Here is a 16,744-nt window from a genome sequence, read left to right as displayed (position 1 = left end):
TCCCCTATGGAGCAGCGTATCAACAAGCTGGTTGTCAACCGCTGCCCCGGCCATCCCACACCGGACGCAGCGCGGCGCGACCGGCAATCAGATTGCCAGACACCCGATCCGGTTGCGCCACCGGTTGCGCCTAGCGGGCAAACCAGAGCATAAAGCCAAGAACGAGTAACACGCCGACGGTGAAGACGAGCGCATAGGTGCGCACATAGCCGGTTTGCAAGGCACGCACCCCATTGGCCAAACCACCGAAGAAGCGGCCAATACCCATCACCAATCCATCAACACCCTGCGGATCGAACACGAGGGCGAGAAAATCGGCCAGCCGCTCGAAACCGGCAACCACCGTGCGCTGGTAGAAGCGATCAAGGTACCACGCTTCCGCCATCCCTTCCCAAATATCACCGCTGTAGCGGTAGGCTGGGTCTTTACCGCCAATCTTGATCTTAGCCGCGTTGACGGTATAGACCCACCAGCCAAGATAGCCCATACCGACTGCACCGATAGTGGCTACCAACGCCAGCCACAGATTAAATTCGCCGGCCTGCTCGTGCAACACCGGTTCGAGCCAGTCGGTCAACCAGTGCAACACCGGTAGATTGATGGCACCACCAATGACCGCCCCAACAGCCAACACGATCAGCGGTACCGTCATCACCGACGGACTTTCGTGCGGATGATAGCTCGGATCACGTTGTGTCCCGAAGAAGACCAACGCAACCTGCCGACCCATATAGAAGGCGGTAAGCAACGAGGTGAGGAAGAGGATCAAGAAGATCGGAGTGTGCCCATGACTCACCGCGTGCGCTAATATTTCATCTTTACTCCAGAAGCCGGCAAACGGGATAATCCCGGCCAGCGCCAACGCCCCAATTAGATAGGTGCGGAAGGTGATAGGCATCGCATCCTTCAAGCCACCCATACGCCGCATATCTTGGGTATCATGTGTCCCATGGATGACCGAACCGGCAGCCAGAAAGAGCAGTGCTTTAAAAATGCCGTGGGTTAACAAGTGAAAAATTGCGGCGACATACGCTCCCATACCACACGCTGCCACCATAAAACCCAATTGGGAGACAGTACTATACGCCAGCACTCGCTTAATATCCCATTGAGCCATTGCCGCCGTACCGGCGAGCAGCGCAGTCAACGCCCCGATCCATGCCACCCAGCCTTGCGTTGTAAACGAGGCCACGAAGAGCGGTTCGGTACGCGCCATCAGGTACACCCCACCGGTCACCATAGTCGCGGCGTGGATGAGTGCCGACACCGGTGTAGGACCGGCCATTGCATCAGGGAGCCAGACGAAGAGTGGGAATTGTGCACTCTTACCGGTTGCCCCGATCAGTAGGAGAAACGAGATCGCTGTGCTTGCAAAGATTGGCTGCCACGTAGGACCAATCCGCAAACCGGCAATATCGCTCACCCGCTCGAGAAAACCGAGTTGACCACTTTCGCCATCGCCGTAAAAGTTGAGGGTACCAAAATAGGCAAAGATGGCCAACATCGCTAAAATAAATGCCGCATCACCAATTCGGTTAACGACAAACGCTTTGACTGCCGCTTCGCTGGCCGATTTGCGCTCGAACCAGAACCCGATCAACAAGAACGAACACAGACCGACACCTTCCCATCCGAGGAAGAGCAGCAACAAATTATTTGCCATCACCAGAAAGAGCATCATGGTGACGAACAAATTGAGGTAGGCGAAATAGCGCACCACCCGCGGATCACCGTGCATATAGCCGATCGAGTAGACGTGAATGAGCGCACCAACACCGGTAATCAACAGCGCCATGACTGCCGTCAGCGGATCGAACATCACGGCAAACGGCACTCGAAAACTACCGGTATTGATCCATTCCCACGCCGTACTCACAATCCGTCGCTCTTCCGGTGGCATGCCGGCCAACATACTGACCGCGATCAGCGTCACTACAAACGCTGCCGCAACCATACCGCTCGCCACCAATCCTGCCTCACGCTCGCGACGAATCACAAACACGTTTAACAAAAAACCTATAAATGGCAGCAGCGGTATCAGCCAGATCAACAGTTCCATGGTTGGCTAGCCCTTCAATGTACTGACTTCATCCACATCTGCTGTACGTTTGGTACGGAAAATCGATACCAACAGCGCCAAACCGACCGCTACTTCAGCAGCGGCCACCGTAATGACAAAAAAGACTATCACCTGTGCTTCAACTCCAAGCCGCTCACGCGCAAAAGCTACCAAGGCCAAATTCGCCGCATTTAGCATCAATTCGACCGACATAAAGATCACAATTGCATTCCGTCGTAGTAACACACCGAGCACGCCGATGGTAAACAAGATGGCGCTGAGCAGCACATAATACGACGTGGGCACCATCAGATTTTCCTCCCGCGCTGACTCAACACAACAACGCCCACCACAGCAATCAGCAGAATAAAGCCGGTTACTTCAAACGGGAGCAAATAATCGGTAAAGAGTAATCCACCCAGTGAACGCGGATCGGTAAACGACACGAGCGCTGCACCGTCGGGTGGAGGGGTGGTAGCACCGCCTAACCCAACCACAACCGCTACGACCAATAATGCCAAACCGAGTACCAAGGCCAACGGCTGCTGCCATGCGATACGGTCAGGTGCATCTTCGACCTTTTCAGCGCCCAACAACATGACGACAAATAAGAAGAGCACCATGATCGCACCAGCATAGACGGTAAGCTGGATCGCGAAGAGAAATGGGGCATACAAGAGAAGAAAGAGCACTGCAATAGCGGCAAAGTTGAGTAGTAGGAAGAGTGCGCTATGCACCGCATTGCGCGATACCACCATCGCGACTGCCCCAACAATTGCGATCAGCGCCGTAATCAAAAACAAGATCAATTCCATACACCGCGCTCCATACGGGACGGGTTTGCAGGCGCAAAGCTAGCCGGATGAGACCGATTTTGCGGGCAACCGCATCCCCGTAGCAACCAACCTGATCACAGATCAATCTTTGCCGGCGGGCTAGGCTGGCGATTAAGCTGCTGCAAAATCGGCGGCGGCTCACCGTGCCCCTTGTCCGGAGGAACTAACAACATCTCTTTGGTATAGATCGCAGCACGGCGATCATAGAAACTGAGTTCGTACTGATGTTCGAGCACAATCGCGTTGGTCGGGCAGGCATCTTCGCAGTACCCACAGAAGATACAACGCAGCATATTGATCTCATACACGGCAGCGTAGCGCTCACCGGGCGAACGAGGATTAGCCGGATCGTTTTCCGCCGGTATGACTAAAATTGCATCTGCCGGACAAGCGGCGGCACACAGCGCACATCCAATACAGCGTTCTTGACCGTTGGCGAACCGTTTGAGTTCGTGACGACCCCGAAACCGTTCCCGCACCGGTCGCTTCACTTCAGGATATTGAACAGTAACCGGCGGTTTAAATAGATAACGTAGCGTTGTGCCTAACCCCTTGACCAGTTCTTTGATCATAGCTCTATCCTTTCAGCGGGTTACAGACTACCCGTGCCGTTCTACCATATGATATTCCTCTGACAACGCACGCTAATTCCCATGCGGCAATTGAATATCGCCGACTAACGTCACATTGTCAACCGGTTTGGGAGTACGGTTGAAGCCAATCGCAATCGCAATCGTCAATGCACCGAGGCCAAACAAAACCCACGAATGCACGACCCGATCGGGAATGAGCACTATCACCACGGCGGTGTAGGCGAGATTAAGGAGACCCAACGGCAGCAACCACTTCCACCCCAGATCCATCAGACGGTCGTAGCGCAGACGCGGCCATGAAGCCCGGATCCAGACCGAAATAAAGAGGAACACAACCACCTTGAGCAAGAATGAACCGAGCGAGACAATCCCGAAGACAATGCTACCGGCAACCGGCCCGGCCAGTGCTGTCACTTCACGGCCGAGGATGTCGAGACCGGGGAAATGCCAACCACCGAAGAAGAAGGTGACGGTCAATGCCGAAACGGCGATCAGTTTGATGTATTCGGCCATGAAGAAGAGGGCAAACTTCATCGAGCCGTATTCGGTGTTGTAACCGCCGGTCAGCTCTTGTTCGGCTTCGACCAAATCGAACGGCGCCCGCACCACTTCGGCAGTAGCGGCAATCATGTAGAGGAAGAAGCCGAGCAGTTGGGGAATGACGCCCCACAACCAACCACGCTGTTGGGCGATGATCTCGTGGGTCGAGAGCGTACCGTATGTCATTACCACGCTCAGCACCGCGCATCCCAGTGCTAACTCATACGAAATGAGTTGGGCCGAGGAACGGATCCCACCCAACATCGAATATTTGTTGTTTGAAGCCCAACCGGCCAGGGTGATTCCGTACACACCAATACTCGTTATCGCGAGAATGTACAGAACCCCAATATTCAAATCGGTAATCTGTAGAATATTCCACAGATTGGTGCGATTGGGATCATAACACGCTTGATAATCCCAGTTCAGGTTGAGACAACCAAATGGGATGACCGCCCAGATGATCAATGCCGGTATCACTGCTAATGCCGGAGCCAATAAGTAGACCGGCTTATCAGCCAATGCCGGCACAATATCCTCTTTGAAGAACAGCTTGACCGCATCGGCAGCCGGTTGTAAAAAACCGGCCGGCCCGGCCCGGTTAGGACCAACACGGTTTTGCAATCGGGCCAACAGCCGCCGCTCAAACAGGGTTAGATAGGCAAAGGCGGTAGTCACGGCCAGCGTGATCACAAAACATTGAATAACGATAATCAGAATGGTAAGCCAATCCATAATCGCTTCCTTGCTACCCCATCACCACCTTAGCCAGACTTACCCGTGTCCGTGGCCCAGTTTCGATGGTCGCTGCCGCGACATCGGCCAAACCTGCCGGCAACAAGACAATTCCTGCCGGCAAATCGGCCGACACCCGTGCTGCGATCACCAATTCGCCGGCGGCTGAAGTGAGACGCACCCGATCACCGCTATGAATATTCAGCTTCGCCGCATCCTCGGTACTGATAGCAACGTAGCCGGGTGGGATCAACCCTTGTAGCTTCGAGCCACGTAGATGGCGGTCGCCATCGTAAGCCAACACCTGTTCGAGCAACAGGAGCGGACGTTCATCGGTAAATGGTGTGGTCGCGCCGGTGAAGGTCAGCCGCGAGGAGGCCATCGCCGCCAAGGACGGCAAGACCAGGCCAACACCTTCACTGTTGGCATAACTCGTTCCGTCGTAATAGATGGCGTCATCAAACTGACGCCCCCAACCGCCACCGGTACCGGTAGCGGCCAGTGCAGCGTAGGTGATGCCGGCATAGCCTCGTACCTGAGCGGCGATCTCATCGGCTACATCAGATGCGACCACATACTCCCAAGCTTCTCCTTTCACAGGGATAGACCCGTTACGTCCACCCCCAATCGGGACCATTGCCAGCGCATTAGCAACTGCGGCCACAATTTGCCAATCGGGGCGAGCCTCACCAACCGGCGAACAGGCTTGCCGCGAACGCTGCACCCGCCGTTCGGCATTAGTGTAGGAGCCTTCACGTTCGGCGACGCTTGCCGCCGGCAACACAACATCGGCCAGTTCGGCACTAGCGGTGAGGAAGAGGTCTTGCACAACTACAAACTCAGCAGCATCGAGGGCAGCACGTGCGGCAGGTAGTTTAGCCGCCGGATCGACACCGGCCAGCCAAATGGCCCGCACCTTACCGGTTTGAGCCGCCGCCCAGATGCCGTTGGCATCCAACCCGCGTTGTTTACGTGGCTCGTACCCAGGCCCGGCATCGGGGCGCACACCCATCTCGATTGCACCGCGGCTATTGCCGCCCGCCAACAATGCGATCATACCATTATTGGCCTTCCCCACCTTGCCGGTCAAGATCATCAGCGCAGCCAGTGTCTCGACCAAGGCCAGACCGGCACTCCGCGCTTCCCAACCGTAGACGATCAGACTGTGCTCGGCAGTGAGGAAACTCTGGGCAATTGAGGTCAATACGGCTTCACTTAAGCCACACGCAGTAGCAAAATCGGCCAGCTTAGCCTGACTTAATGATCGGCGCAATTCATGCCAGCCCTGCATCCGTTCAAGCGTCGCCAGCTTAGCACCGTTCTCTAAGGCTGCCTTAAGCAAACCTTGGGCAAACGCCAGCTCACCTGCCGGTGCATACCGCACCACCGTCGTTGCCGAGCGTTCGAGCTTCGTCGGGCGTAGTCCGGCGACAATCAGTTTACCGCCGCGCTGAGCAATACCGCGCAGACGTAGCATATAGAGAGGTGCTTCTTCTTCAGGATCGGCTCCTACCACCAGCACCACCGCTCCGGTACCCAGTTTGCTCAAATCCGTCTCTGGGCCAGGTGCTAGCAACCCACCCATCTCGTCGGGAGGTAACGCCGCCGGTCCACCGATCCCGGTATCGATATTCTCGCTTCCCAGCTCACGTAGCAAGCGTTGGAACAGGTAGAGATCCTCGTTGCTAAGCTGTGCTCCGGCCAACCCGGCTAACGCATTCCCCCCATAACGTGTCCGAACTATCGTCAATTGATCGGCCACCACTTCGAGTGCCTCATCCCAACTGACCGGAACCAGTTTGCCATCACGCCGTACTAACGGTGTGGTCAGGCGGTCCGGCGACTCGATAAAGCGATGGCCATAGCGTCCTTTGTCACAGATCCAAATATCGTTGACGGCCGCGTTCTCACGGGGCATCACCCGCATCAGCCGATCGTGACGCATATCGAAGGTCAAATTACAACCAACCGGGCACAAGGTGCAGATCACCGGCTTACTCTGCAACTCCCATACCCGTGCCTTAAAGCGAAAGTCACTGCTAGTCAGCGCCCCCACCGGACAAATATCGGTTGTATTACCGGAAAATTTGCTGTTGAAGGGTGGGTCCGATTTTGAGATAATCATCCAGTTACGGCCACGATTATCGAAACCGAGCACCGGATCATCGGCAATTTCATCTTGGAAACGCACGCAGCGCGCGCAGAGAATACAGCGTTCGCGGTCGAGATAGATCAGATCGCCGAGCTTAACCGGCTTTTCAAAATGGACCTTATCGTTGTAATCGAAACGTGAAACTGCCGGCCCCCAACCCATCGTCAGGTTCTGCAACGGGCATTCACCGCCCTTATCGCATACCGGACAATCGAGTGGGTGTGAGGTCAGCAGAAATTCGAGAATGCCACGCTGGGCGAACTTCACCTCTTCGGTGGTTGTTTTTACCACCATACCAGGGCTAACCGGTGTGGTACAGGCCGTCTGCAACTTTGGCATCATTGTGATCACAGGTTGACCGTTAGCATCGAGCACCGGCTGACGTGTCGCCGGATCGATCTTTGGCGTACCGACTTGAACCAAACACATACGGCACATACCGACCGGTTTTAGGCGTGGATGGTAACAAAACACCGGGATCGCAATTCCGGCCTGACGGGCTGCGTCCACAATATTAGTACCGGCAGGCACCGTTACTTGCACACCATCGATGGTAAGCGTCACATCTGACATTGTACGTTACCCTATTCTAGTAGCGGGTGTACCTTTGGCCCTTCGTCCCAGACTCTTTCCCACGGAGGCGGTAATTTGACCCGCTCCCGCTGTGTAAGCGGAAGGGAACCTACCCCGGCGGTCAAGATATCCCAATCCCCAACTCACCGTGTTGCGCTTGTCCTACCGGTGAGCTGTCAGCCGAATATGGTGTCCATTATGACCAACACTCCGCTTAACCAGCGTCTCGAATTCATGTGGGAAGAGCTGCAATGCACTTTTTATCGGCATCACCGCACTTTCACCAAGCAGACAGAAGCAATTCCCGGCCATTTGGCGATAAATGCCGTGGAGGGTATCAATATCAGCCGCAGTCGCGTGACCTTCCTCCACCATACGATGGAGTACTCGCACCAACCAATGGGTACCCTCGCGGCAGGGCGTACACTTCCCACAACTCTCGTGCTTAAAGAACTCATCCATCTTGTAGGCGAGGTGTGGAGCCGAGACGGTATCGTTGAGCACAATGACTGCCCCAGAACCGAGCATCGAACCGGCAGCCGCCAAACTTTCGTAATCGAGCGGCACATCGAGATGATCGGCGGTCAACCATGGTGCGGAAGCGCCACCGGGAATGATAATCTTCACCGGACGACCACCTTTCATCCCACCACCATATTCGGGCGACTCGATTAACTCGCGGAGAGGAACACCAAAAGGTAGCTCATAGTTACCGGGCCGATTCACATGACCGCTCAGCGAGAAACATTTTGTACCGGGGCTTTTCTCGGTGCCGTGGGAACGGTACCAAGCCACTCCCTTCTCGACGATCCGCGGCACATTCGCCAAAGTCTCAACATTGTTGATAATTGTCGGCTTACCGTATAATCCAGCGACTGCCGGAAAGGGGGGTTTCAAGCGAGGCTGACCAATTTTACCTTCCAACGACTCCATCAATGCAGTTTCTTCACCGCAAATATATGCACCGGCACCACGATGCACATAGATATCGAGATCGAAACCGGTACCAAGAATATTCTTACCCAGAAAACCTGCTTCGTAGGCCTGCGCAATTGCTCGTTCAAGCGTGCGTGCCGCAGCGGCAAACTCGCCGCGCATATAGATGTACGCTGTATTGGCCTCGATGGCGAACGCGGAAAGAGCGACGCCTTCAATAAGCTGATGTGGATTTTTGTCGATAATCTGATGATTGTTGAATGTTCCCGGCTCCGATTCGTCACAATTGCAGAGGAGATACCGCGGATAGACCCCCTTAGGCAAAAAACTCCATTTAATTCCGGTAGGAAAACCGGCGCCACCACGGCCACGGAGACCGGAGTCCTTCACCATTTGCACAATATCGGCCGGCGTCTTCTCGGTGAGGGCATAGCGATACGCCTCCCAACCGCCATGACGCCGATAGACGGCAAAATCTGAAATATCAGGGATGTCAAGTTCCCGCATGATAATATGTTCGGTCAACCCCATCGTATCCATCTTTCTAGCGCGCTACCAACGCGGTATCACAACGGCGAAGCCTTGCGCGTATCAGGGCGTTCAAGACCGGCATCAGCCTCAGGAGCCACCGCCGGTGGTGGTGTCGTCGGTGTAACCGGTGGTTCGTTCACAAACTCGCGTGGCCGATACGGTGAAAAGCGTTCGATCTGGACAAGACGGCCATCGCGGGTAAACTCATAATCTTCGGCAAAACGGCCGCTCACACCCTGTTTGCGTGCTTCAGCAGCTCGGGCCCGCAAATCGGCGAGCAACGTCTGCACTCGTTCGGGGGTTACATCATACACATAATTGAGGTTGGCCTGGAGAACCGGTGCGCGGTCACAGGCGGCCAAACACTTCACCCGTTGCAGGGTAAACATACCATCAGGTGTTGTCTCTTCCTCGTTGATACCGAGTGTCTGCTTGAGCGCTGCTATCAACTCTTCAGCGCCACAATAACAACATGGCACATCATCACAGACTTGCAACACCCACGTCCCAACGGGACGGTCGTAAAAGAGTGTATAGAAACCGACCACTTCGTAGACATCGGTCGGTGGTAATTCAAGGATCGCGGCTACTTCACAGATAGCATCATCGGTGAGATAGCCGTAGGTATCTTGAGCAAGGTACAACAATGGCAAGACTGCACTGCGCTTACTGGCGTAGCGCGCGATAATCGACTCGATTTCAGTTTGATAAGTTTCGCGTAGCGTCACTGTTTCCTCCGTGGTTTCCTCGCCATGAGGTCCCTCTCCCCAGCCCCCGCTTCCACGTGGTGAGCAAGGAGAACCCATCCTTTGCGTCCCTTGCCCCCTTTGCGCCTTTGCGTTAGCGTCCTCTGCTTCCTCTGCGGCCTTTGCGTTAGCGTCCTCTGCTTCCTCTGCGGCCTTTGCGTGAGCAATCTTTGCGTTAAAGGCACCAATCCCTAACCCACACATCAAACCCGTCAGCGATCCACCTCACCGAGGACTGGATCGAGGCTGGCGATTAATGCAACCAAATCGGCCACCAGCCGACCTTTAGCCATATGCGCCAGACTCTGAAGATTGATAAATGACGGTGCGCGGAAATGGACACGCCACGGTTTGGGACTACCATCACTCACCACATAGCAACCGAGAATACCACGGGGTGATTCGATGCTTACATAGGCATCGCCACGCGGTGGCTTGAAGCCCTCGGTCCACAGTTTAAAATGGTGAATGAGCGACTCCATACTTTCGGTAATCTCACGCTTAGGCGGTGGCGCAACTTTACGATCAGGAGTTATCACGGGACCAGGTCCCAACTCGCGCAATCGTTCGGTTGCCTGTTGCACAATCTTCACGCTTTGGCGCATTTCAGCAACCCGAACACGGTAGCGATCATAGATATCGCCATTCTTGCCCACCGGAATCTCAAATGAATACGTCTCGTAGCCACTATAGGGCATTGCCTTACGCACATCGTAAGCAACGCCGGTCGCGCGCAGATTGGCGCCGGTCAGACCAAGGGCAATTGCCGATTGGGCATCAATAACACCGACCCCAACCGTCCGTTCGAGCCAAAGCGGGTTGGCCGTCAGTAAATCCTCGTATTCATCAATCCGCGACGGCATAATGGCGAGGAACTGCTCAACGGTAGGAATAAAATCGGCGGGCAGATCGTAAGCCAGCCCACCGATCCGAAAATAGCTGGTCATCATACGCGCGCCGGAAACCAACTCGAAAATATCGAGGATCTGCTCACGCTCACGGAAGGCATAGAGGAAGACACTCATTGCCGCGAGATCGAGGGCGTGCGTACCGAGCCAGACCAAATGCGAAGCGATCCGCTGCAACTCGGTGAGCAGGACACGGGCAATCTGGGCACGTTCAGGTATCTCAACACCGAGCAGCTTCTCAACGGCCAGTGCATAACAGAGATTATTCGAGAGCGGAGCCAGATAATCCATGCGGTCGGTCAGAACTACCGCCTTTTGGTAAGTTTTACTCTCCATCGTCTTCTCGATGCCGGTATGGAGATAGCCGACATCGGGAGCGACATTCACCACCACTTCGCCATCAAGTTCCAACACAAGCCGCAATACACCGTGGGTACTCGGATGATGCGGCCCCATATTTAGCACCATCGTCTCGGTACGCCCGGTCACTGCCGGCTCGATGATCTGCTGTGGCGTCGGCACCGTGATCGGTTCAGTCATGGCTACTCCTTCGCGAACGGCTTGTGCGCGTAGATTCGGTCCTGATTAAACGTAAAGGCAACTTCTTCCTCGCCTAACGGATAATCCTTACGCAGAGGATGCCCAATCCAGTCCTCGGGCAGCAAAATGCGGGTCAGCGAAGGGTGACCGGTGAACGTAATGCCCAACAGATCGAACGTTTCACGCTCCTGATAGTTCGCCGTCGGGAACAGTGGTGTTAACGAGGGGACCGTAGGGTTCGGCTCATCACATCCCACTTTCAGACAAACCCGATGGCGATGGCGCATGCTGGTCAGATGAGCCACGACTTCAAAGCGCGGCTTGCGTCCGAGATAATCAACGCCACACAGATTTTCGAGGAACGTATACGCTAATTCCGGATCGTCACGGAGAAGTTGGGCAGCAGCCAGATAGCCGGCGGGAGTCAGCGTCACGCTTAAATCGCCACGAAACTCGTTCACGGCCACAATGTCTTTCCCAACCCGATCACGCAATACGGTGAGCACCGTCTGATTGTTCATACTACTTCACCTGCACAAGTGGCCGATCAATGCGGATCGGAGCTTCCTTCTTCCCGCTAAGCTTCTCGCGCATCACTTTCTGATGCAGCATCATAATGCCATCGATCAAGGCTTCGGGACGCGGTGGGCAACCGGCGACATAGACATCGACCGGCACCACTTCATCGACGCCCTGGACGATGGCGTAGTTGTTAAAGATACCACCGCATGCTGCGCAATCGCCCATGGCGATGACCCACTTCGGTTCAGGCATCTGATCATACAGACGACGCACGACCGGCGCCATTTTACGCGACACACGCCCGGCGACAATCATAAGATCGGCTTGGCGGGGTGACGCACGGTTCAGCTCCATGCCAAACCGTGATAGGTCATAGTTACTCGCCTGCGCCCCCATCATCTCGATAGCACAACAGGCTAACCCGAACAACAACGGCCACATCGCATTGGTACGGCCCCAATTCACGACCGTCTCGAGGGTCGTCGTGACAATACCAAGATTACCGGCCTTCTCTTCTATTCCCATCGCAAGGCCCCTTTCTTCCATTCATAGACGAAGCCGACGATCAGTACGAGAAAAAAGACACCCATCACAACCAAACCGGCCGGCCCGAGCTGGCGAAACACCAGTGCGAAGGGGTAAAAGAAGACGACTTCGATGTCGAAGACGATAAAGAGCATCGCCACGACATAGAACTTAACCGGAATACGTCGGATTGCCTGCCCGATCGGATTCATTCCTGACTCATAGGGTGCCAGCTTGCGCGGCGTACTGCGACGCGGACCAAGCAGTGCAGAGAGTGTGATGACAAAGGCGGCGATGAAGACGGCGATGAGAAACAAGATCAGAACCGGAATGTATGATTCAAGCATACGCAGCCTCACAGTATGCAGAGCGCCGGCCTGCCGGTGCGGGCAGAGGTGTCAAGGGAATTATACTTGTCTTCAGGGTTGTGTCAATGCGAACGATCTAAGGAAGTTTCTTGTGCGATCTGTCTGCAAAAGTGGGAAACAATGTAAAGACAGGAACATACATTGCACGGATAACGGCTTTTCCGCACGGCGATGCCCATCAAATTCGTGCAGGAAAATGTTGTGGCGTGAGAGTCGTCAAGAGAACAATTGTCGGCTATAATACAGGCCGCAATCTATTGTAAGGTGTGAAGGAGTCGAACTATGAATCCCACGCCAAAAGGCGAAGCCATTCAAATCGTCAACGGGCGCCTACAAGTGCCCGATCACCCGATTATTCCTTTCGTTGAAGGTGATGGTACCGGTCGCGATATTTGGCGGGCCAGTGTGCGGGTCTTCGATGCTGCGGTAGCACTGGCTTATGGTGGCAAGCGCAAAATCGAGTGGCTGGAAGTATTGGCCGGCGAAAAGGCCTTCCAACAGACCGGCAACTGGCTACCCGATGAGACCATTGAGACGTTCCAGAAGTATCTAGTTGGAATCAAGGGACCGCTCACAACACCGGTTGGCGGCGGTATCCGCTCACTCAACGTAGCGCTGCGCAAGCATCTCGACCTGTATGTCTGTCAGCGACCGGTACGACACTTTGCCGGTGTACCGTCGCCGGTTAAGCACCCCGAAAAGGTTGACATGGTCATCTTCCGTGAGAACACGGAGGATGTATACACCGGGATTGAGTATCGTGGTGGTAGTCCAGAGGCGGCCAAGATCATCGAATTCTTACAGCGTGAATTCCCAAAGGATTTCGCGAAGATTCGGTTTGGCACCCCTGAACAGACCGACGAGTTTCGCCGTTTGATCGGTGAGGAACCAGAAGGTAAGATCGAAGTCGGGATTGGTATTAAGCCAATCAGCCGAATCGGTACCGAGCGCATTATGGCGGCGGCTATTCAATACGCGATTAATTACAAGCGGAAGAGCATTACCATTATGCACAAGGGGAACATTCAGAAGTTCACCGAGGGGGCCTTTCGCGATTGGGCGTATGAATATGCCGAGCGAGCGTTTGGTGATTATGTCTATACGTGGGCACAGTGGGAGCGCACGAAAGCGGCACGTGGCGAAGCAGCAGCTAACGCCGAGCAGAAAGAGGCGCTAGCCAGTGGCAAGATTCTGGTCAAAGACACCATCGCCGACATTATCTTCCAACAAGTGCTGACCCGGCCAGACGAATTTGACGTTATCGTCGCGCCAAACCTCAATGGCGACTACCTCTCGGATGCGTTGGCAGCGCAAGTCGGTGGGATCGGTATCGCACCCGGCGGTAACATCAACTATGTGACCGGTCACGCCATTTTCGAGGCGACCCATGGTACGGCACCGAAGTATGCCGATCTCGACAAGGTGAACCCCGGTTCGGTGATTTTGTCGGGAGAGATGATGCTGCGCTATATGGGTTGGACGGAAGCTGCTGACCTTATTATTGCCGGGCTTGAGCGCACGATTGCCGACAAGACGGTGACCTATGACTTCGCCCGGTTGATGGAAGGGGCACGCGAGGTGAAGACCTCAGAGTTCGGTAGCTTGATCATTGCTAATATGGAGAAGATCGCTGCCGGTCACGTGCCCCATCCTGAAGCGACCTTCGGACCAGAGATTCTGCGCCGAGCTGATGGTAAGGTTTATCCGCACGATAGCGTGGGGGCGGTAATGACGCGGGCCGTGGTAGCGGTACCGGCTGAGGCATCGTTGCGCGAAACGGCGATCTATATGCGTGGGCGCAATATCCACTCGGTGATTGTTAAGCCGGATGCGAGTGGACAGTGGGGCATTATGACCATGCGCGACGTGTTGAAGAAGGTCGTGCGCGAGGGTCGAGCGGTTGATGGTTTGACTGTCGGTGATCTGACAACACGGCCCTTGCTGAGTGTTAGCCCGGAGACTTCTATCGCCGAGTGTGCGGCGCTGATGGTCGAGCGTAATATTCGCCGGTTGGCCGTGGTTGAGAATGGTGAGCCGATTGGGATCATCTCGGAGACCGATATCTTTAGTCACGTGGCGGAATAGAAACGCAGAGAATTAACGCAAAGGCGCAGAGCACGCGAAGCGCGCAAAGGGTTGGAGTCACACAAGCGCGCCCCGCCCTCTACCAAAAACCCTCTGCGCACTGCCGATTAACGCAAAGGCGCAGAGCACGCGAAGCGCGCAAAGGGTTGGAGTCACACAAGCGCGCTCCTTCCTCTACCAAAAACCCTCTGCGCACTTTGCGTCTTTGCGTTTCCGCGTTACAGGCGATTTACAACACGATGAATACCATCTTTTACCATCCGCTCACCGAAATTGATGACGAGGGCAAGCTTTAGACCGGACAACCGCAAATAAGTGAGTGCTTGCGCCGTAAACACCTCGTTGTAGAAATTCACGGCTTTGCATTCGACGATGACTAATCCACCCACCAGGAGATCGATGCGGAGTGGGGTTGCCAGTGTTTGGTTTTTGTACTTGATCGGCAGATATTTTTGTTGTTCAACTGGAATGCCGGCTTGTGATAATTCCCATACTAGTGCTTCTTCGTAGATACGCTCGAGTAGGCCCGGTCCGCCAAGATTACGATGTGCTTCGATTGCAGCAGCAATGATGTGGTGGCTGAGAATGTTTTCGTTCATGGTGTAACTCTTGAATGTAGATTTGCCTCCTCATTAAGTAAAACCGTTTGAACAGGTGAAAGGATTCGCGGCAAAAACGCAAAGGCGCGGAGAACGCTAAGGCGCGAAGAGGCGAGTATTGGCATGTAAGAGTACTGTTATTCTCCCACAAAACTCTCCGCGCTCTCTGCGCCCTTCGCGTCTTTGCGTATCGCCCCTTCGCGTCTTTGCGTATCGCCCCTTCGCGTCTTTGTGTATCGCCCCTTCGCGTCTTTGTGTATCGCCCCTTCGCGTCTTTGAGTTACAGATCGCCGAATGCAGCACCGATTGCGGCGATCCCTTGCTCTATCCGTTCACTGCTTTGGAGGCTAAAGGCGAGACGGATGGCATTATCACCTTGACCGGGTTCGGCGAAGCAGGCAGAGCCGGGCAAAAATTCGGTACCACGGGCGTGAGCGGCGGTCAATAAGGCCTGAGCGCTAACCCCTGAAGGTAACGTAACCCAAATAAAAAAGCCCCCTTCAGGTCTGACAAAATGTGCCTCGGCGGGAAAATAACGCTGAATTGCTGAAACCATCACGTGACACTTTGCAGCATAGTGCCGGCGTAGCTCGGTAATATGCCGTTCGAGACGGCCATCGGCGCAGTAGCGGGCAACTACACGGGTAATAAATGGGCCGGTGGTGCCTTCGGCTTTGACCATGAGGAGCCGGTCGATGATTTCCCGACGGGCATGCACCCAGCCAATACGTAAGCCAGGCGCAAGTATCTTGGAGTAGGTACCAACCCGGATCACCCAACCGGCCTGGTCGAGTGCAGCCAGTGATGGTAGTGGCTCACCACTGAACCGAAGATCGATATAGGCATCATCTTCGATGACGGGTACGCCGTATTCGGCGGCTAACGTCACAAGCTGTCGTCGTCGGTCGAGGCTGAGCGTTACGCCGGTAGGATTGTGGAAGGTGGGAATCGTGTAGATAAACTTTGGTCGCCGACCCTCTGCGGCTAACCTGCATAAGACATCGGCTAGCACGGTAACGTTCATGCCGTGCTCATCGACCGGCACTGTTATCAGTCGGGCACCGCTCTGGACAAAGCGCTTGACCGCACCGAGAAAACTCGGACCCTCGATGATCACGATGTCACCCGGCTCAACAAAGATTTCAGGCAATAGAGCTAAAATCTGACCAGAACCGTAACCAACTAATACCTGTTCGGGTTGGGCATCGACTCCTTCAGCCTGTAAACGAGCCACGATCTGGTCGGTCAAACCGGGGTACGACATCGCGTAGTTGAGCGATTCGGCCGCTTCGTAAGCTAACACTTGGGTAGCGGCAGCCATCAGCTCAGCACGGGGGAAGAGGGCGGGGTCGGCTAATCCATAGGCAAGGCTGATTAGCGGTCGGACCGGCTCGCCAGCAGCCCCAAAGAGTGGCGGCACAATTTCACGCACCCGAGTCGCGAAGAGATCGGTCAGACGATCAACAGTTGAAGACATGAACATATACTCCTTCTGT

At 54.8% G+C, this 16,744-nt stretch carries 15 protein-coding genes; 1 reads left to right on the top strand and 14 read right to left on the bottom strand.

Annotation, left to right across the window (positions count from 1 at the left end):
* Positions 1-130: 130 nt before the first annotated feature.
* From nuoL to AC01ZF_RS06975, 12 genes are all read right to left on the bottom strand, one after another.
* On the bottom strand, positions 131-2,059 hold the full coding sequence (gene nuoL, locus AC01ZF_RS07030; RefSeq protein WP_424676318.1) for an NADH-quinone oxidoreductase subunit L: 1,929 nt from the start codon (positions 2,057-2,059) through the stop codon (positions 131-133).
* A 6-nt stretch (positions 2,060-2,065) separates the two neighbouring features.
* The gene (gene nuoK / locus AC01ZF_RS07025) at positions 2,066-2,368 is read right to left on the bottom strand and encodes an NADH-quinone oxidoreductase subunit NuoK (RefSeq protein ID WP_287908885.1); all 303 of its coding nucleotides are present in this window, start codon (positions 2,366-2,368) and stop codon (positions 2,066-2,068) included.
* Complete coding sequence (locus AC01ZF_RS07020) at positions 2,368-2,874, bottom strand: NADH-quinone oxidoreductase subunit J family protein (RefSeq protein WP_424676317.1); 507 nt, start codon at positions 2,872-2,874, stop codon at positions 2,368-2,370. The genes nuoK and AC01ZF_RS07020 overlap by 1 nt, the downstream gene beginning before the upstream one ends.
* Positions 2,875-2,969: 95 nt before the next feature.
* Positions 2,970-3,467: an NADH-quinone oxidoreductase subunit NuoI gene (gene nuoI / locus AC01ZF_RS07015; RefSeq protein ID WP_012616319.1), complete on the bottom strand. Its 498-nt coding sequence runs from the start codon at positions 3,465-3,467 to the stop codon at positions 2,970-2,972.
* A 72-nt stretch (positions 3,468-3,539) separates the two neighbouring features.
* Entirely contained in the window at positions 3,540-4,763 is a 1,224-nt protein-coding gene (gene nuoH / locus AC01ZF_RS07010) for an NADH-quinone oxidoreductase subunit NuoH (protein ID WP_424676316.1), read from the bottom strand.
* Positions 4,764-4,776: 13 nt separating this feature from the next.
* On the bottom strand, positions 4,777-7,488 hold the full coding sequence (nuoG, locus tag AC01ZF_RS07005) for an NADH-quinone oxidoreductase subunit NuoG (protein WP_424676315.1): 2,712 nt from the start codon (positions 7,486-7,488) through the stop codon (positions 4,777-4,779).
* 162 nt (positions 7,489-7,650) lie between these two features.
* Positions 7,651-8,955, bottom strand: a complete 1,305-nt coding sequence (nuoF, locus tag AC01ZF_RS07000) for an NADH-quinone oxidoreductase subunit NuoF (protein ID WP_428113622.1) — start codon at positions 8,953-8,955, stop codon at positions 7,651-7,653.
* A 35-nt stretch (positions 8,956-8,990) separates the two neighbouring features.
* Complete coding sequence (locus AC01ZF_RS06995; RefSeq protein ID WP_424676313.1) at positions 8,991-9,683, bottom strand: complex I 24 kDa subunit family protein; 693 nt, start codon at positions 9,681-9,683, stop codon at positions 8,991-8,993.
* Between the two features lie 230 nt (positions 9,684-9,913).
* Complete coding sequence (gene nuoD, locus AC01ZF_RS06990; RefSeq protein ID WP_424676312.1) at positions 9,914-11,149, bottom strand: NADH dehydrogenase (quinone) subunit D; 1,236 nt, start codon at positions 11,147-11,149, stop codon at positions 9,914-9,916.
* Positions 11,150-11,151: 2 nt separating this feature from the next.
* Positions 11,152-11,670 carry an NADH-quinone oxidoreductase subunit C gene (locus AC01ZF_RS06985; RefSeq protein ID WP_424676311.1) on the bottom strand — a complete coding sequence of 173 codons (519 nt, stop codon included), beginning with the start codon at positions 11,668-11,670 and terminating at the stop codon, positions 11,152-11,154.
* Between the two features lies 1 nt (position 11,671).
* Positions 11,672-12,196, bottom strand: a complete 525-nt coding sequence (locus tag AC01ZF_RS06980; protein WP_424676310.1) for an NADH-quinone oxidoreductase subunit B — start codon at positions 12,194-12,196, stop codon at positions 11,672-11,674.
* Entirely contained in the window at positions 12,187-12,543 is a 357-nt protein-coding gene (locus AC01ZF_RS06975; RefSeq protein ID WP_012616327.1) for an NADH-quinone oxidoreductase subunit A, read from the bottom strand. The genes AC01ZF_RS06980 and AC01ZF_RS06975 overlap by 10 nt, the downstream gene beginning before the upstream one ends.
* A 303-nt stretch (positions 12,544-12,846) precedes the next feature.
* On the opposite strand from AC01ZF_RS06975, the gene icd reads away from it, so the two are divergent.
* Positions 12,847-14,649 (top strand): NADP-dependent isocitrate dehydrogenase, encoded by a 1,803-nt coding sequence (icd, locus tag AC01ZF_RS06970; RefSeq protein WP_476575233.1) that lies wholly within the window; start codon positions 12,847-12,849, stop codon positions 14,647-14,649.
* Positions 14,650-14,867: 218 nt separating this feature from the next.
* On the opposite strand, the gene AC01ZF_RS06965 is transcribed toward icd, so the two are convergent.
* The gene (locus tag AC01ZF_RS06965; protein ID WP_424676309.1) at positions 14,868-15,248 is read right to left on the bottom strand and encodes a GxxExxY protein; all 381 of its coding nucleotides are present in this window, start codon (positions 15,246-15,248) and stop codon (positions 14,868-14,870) included.
* Between the two features lie 280 nt (positions 15,249-15,528).
* The gene (locus tag AC01ZF_RS06960) at positions 15,529-16,725 is read right to left on the bottom strand and encodes an aminotransferase-like domain-containing protein (protein WP_424676308.1); all 1,197 of its coding nucleotides are present in this window, start codon (positions 16,723-16,725) and stop codon (positions 15,529-15,531) included.
* Positions 16,726-16,744 lie beyond the last annotated feature (19 nt).

The organism is Chloroflexus sp., assembly GCF_056331925.1.
This window is presented reverse-complemented; position numbering and strand designations above follow the sequence as displayed.

Bases quoted from the DNA above. Each gene is read 5' to 3' on its own strand.
- nuoL (WP_424676318.1), bottom strand. From the start codon at position 2,059: ATGGAACTGTTGATCTGGCTGATACCGCTGCTGCCATTTATAGGTTTT.
- nuoK (WP_287908885.1), bottom strand. From the start codon at position 2,368: ATGGTGCCCACGTCGTATTATGTGCTGCTCAGCGCCATCTTGTTTACC.
- AC01ZF_RS07020 (WP_424676317.1), bottom strand. From the start codon at position 2,874: ATGGAATTGATCTTGTTTTTGATTACGGCGCTGATCGCAATTGTTGGG.
- nuoI (WP_012616319.1), bottom strand. From the start codon at position 3,467: ATGATCAAAGAACTGGTCAAGGGGTTAGGCACAACGCTACGTTATCTA.
- nuoH (WP_424676316.1), bottom strand. From the start codon at position 4,763: ATGGATTGGCTTACCATTCTGATTATCGTTATTCAATGTTTTGTGATC.
- nuoG (WP_424676315.1), bottom strand. From the start codon at position 7,488: ATGTCAGATGTGACGCTTACCATCGATGGTGTGCAAGTAACGGTGCCT.
- nuoF (WP_428113622.1), bottom strand. From the start codon at position 8,955: ATGGGGTTGACCGAACATATTATCATGCGGGAACTTGACATCCCTGAT.
- nuoD (WP_424676312.1), bottom strand. From the start codon at position 11,149: ATGACTGAACCGATCACGGTGCCGACGCCACAGCAGATCATCGAGCCG.
- AC01ZF_RS06985 (WP_424676311.1), bottom strand. From the start codon at position 11,670: ATGAACAATCAGACGGTGCTCACCGTATTGCGTGATCGGGTTGGGAAA.
- AC01ZF_RS06980 (WP_424676310.1), bottom strand. From the start codon at position 12,196: ATGGGAATAGAAGAGAAGGCCGGTAATCTTGGTATTGTCACGACGACC.
- AC01ZF_RS06975 (WP_012616327.1), bottom strand. From the start codon at position 12,543: ATGCTTGAATCATACATTCCGGTTCTGATCTTGTTTCTCATCGCCGTC.
- icd (WP_476575233.1), top strand. From the start codon at position 12,847: ATGAATCCCACGCCAAAAGGCGAAGCCATTCAAATCGTCAACGGGCGC.
- AC01ZF_RS06965 (WP_424676309.1), bottom strand. From the start codon at position 15,248: ATGAACGAAAACATTCTCAGCCACCACATCATTGCTGCTGCAATCGAA.
- AC01ZF_RS06960 (WP_424676308.1), bottom strand. From the start codon at position 16,725: ATGTCTTCAACTGTTGATCGTCTGACCGATCTCTTCGCGACTCGGGTG.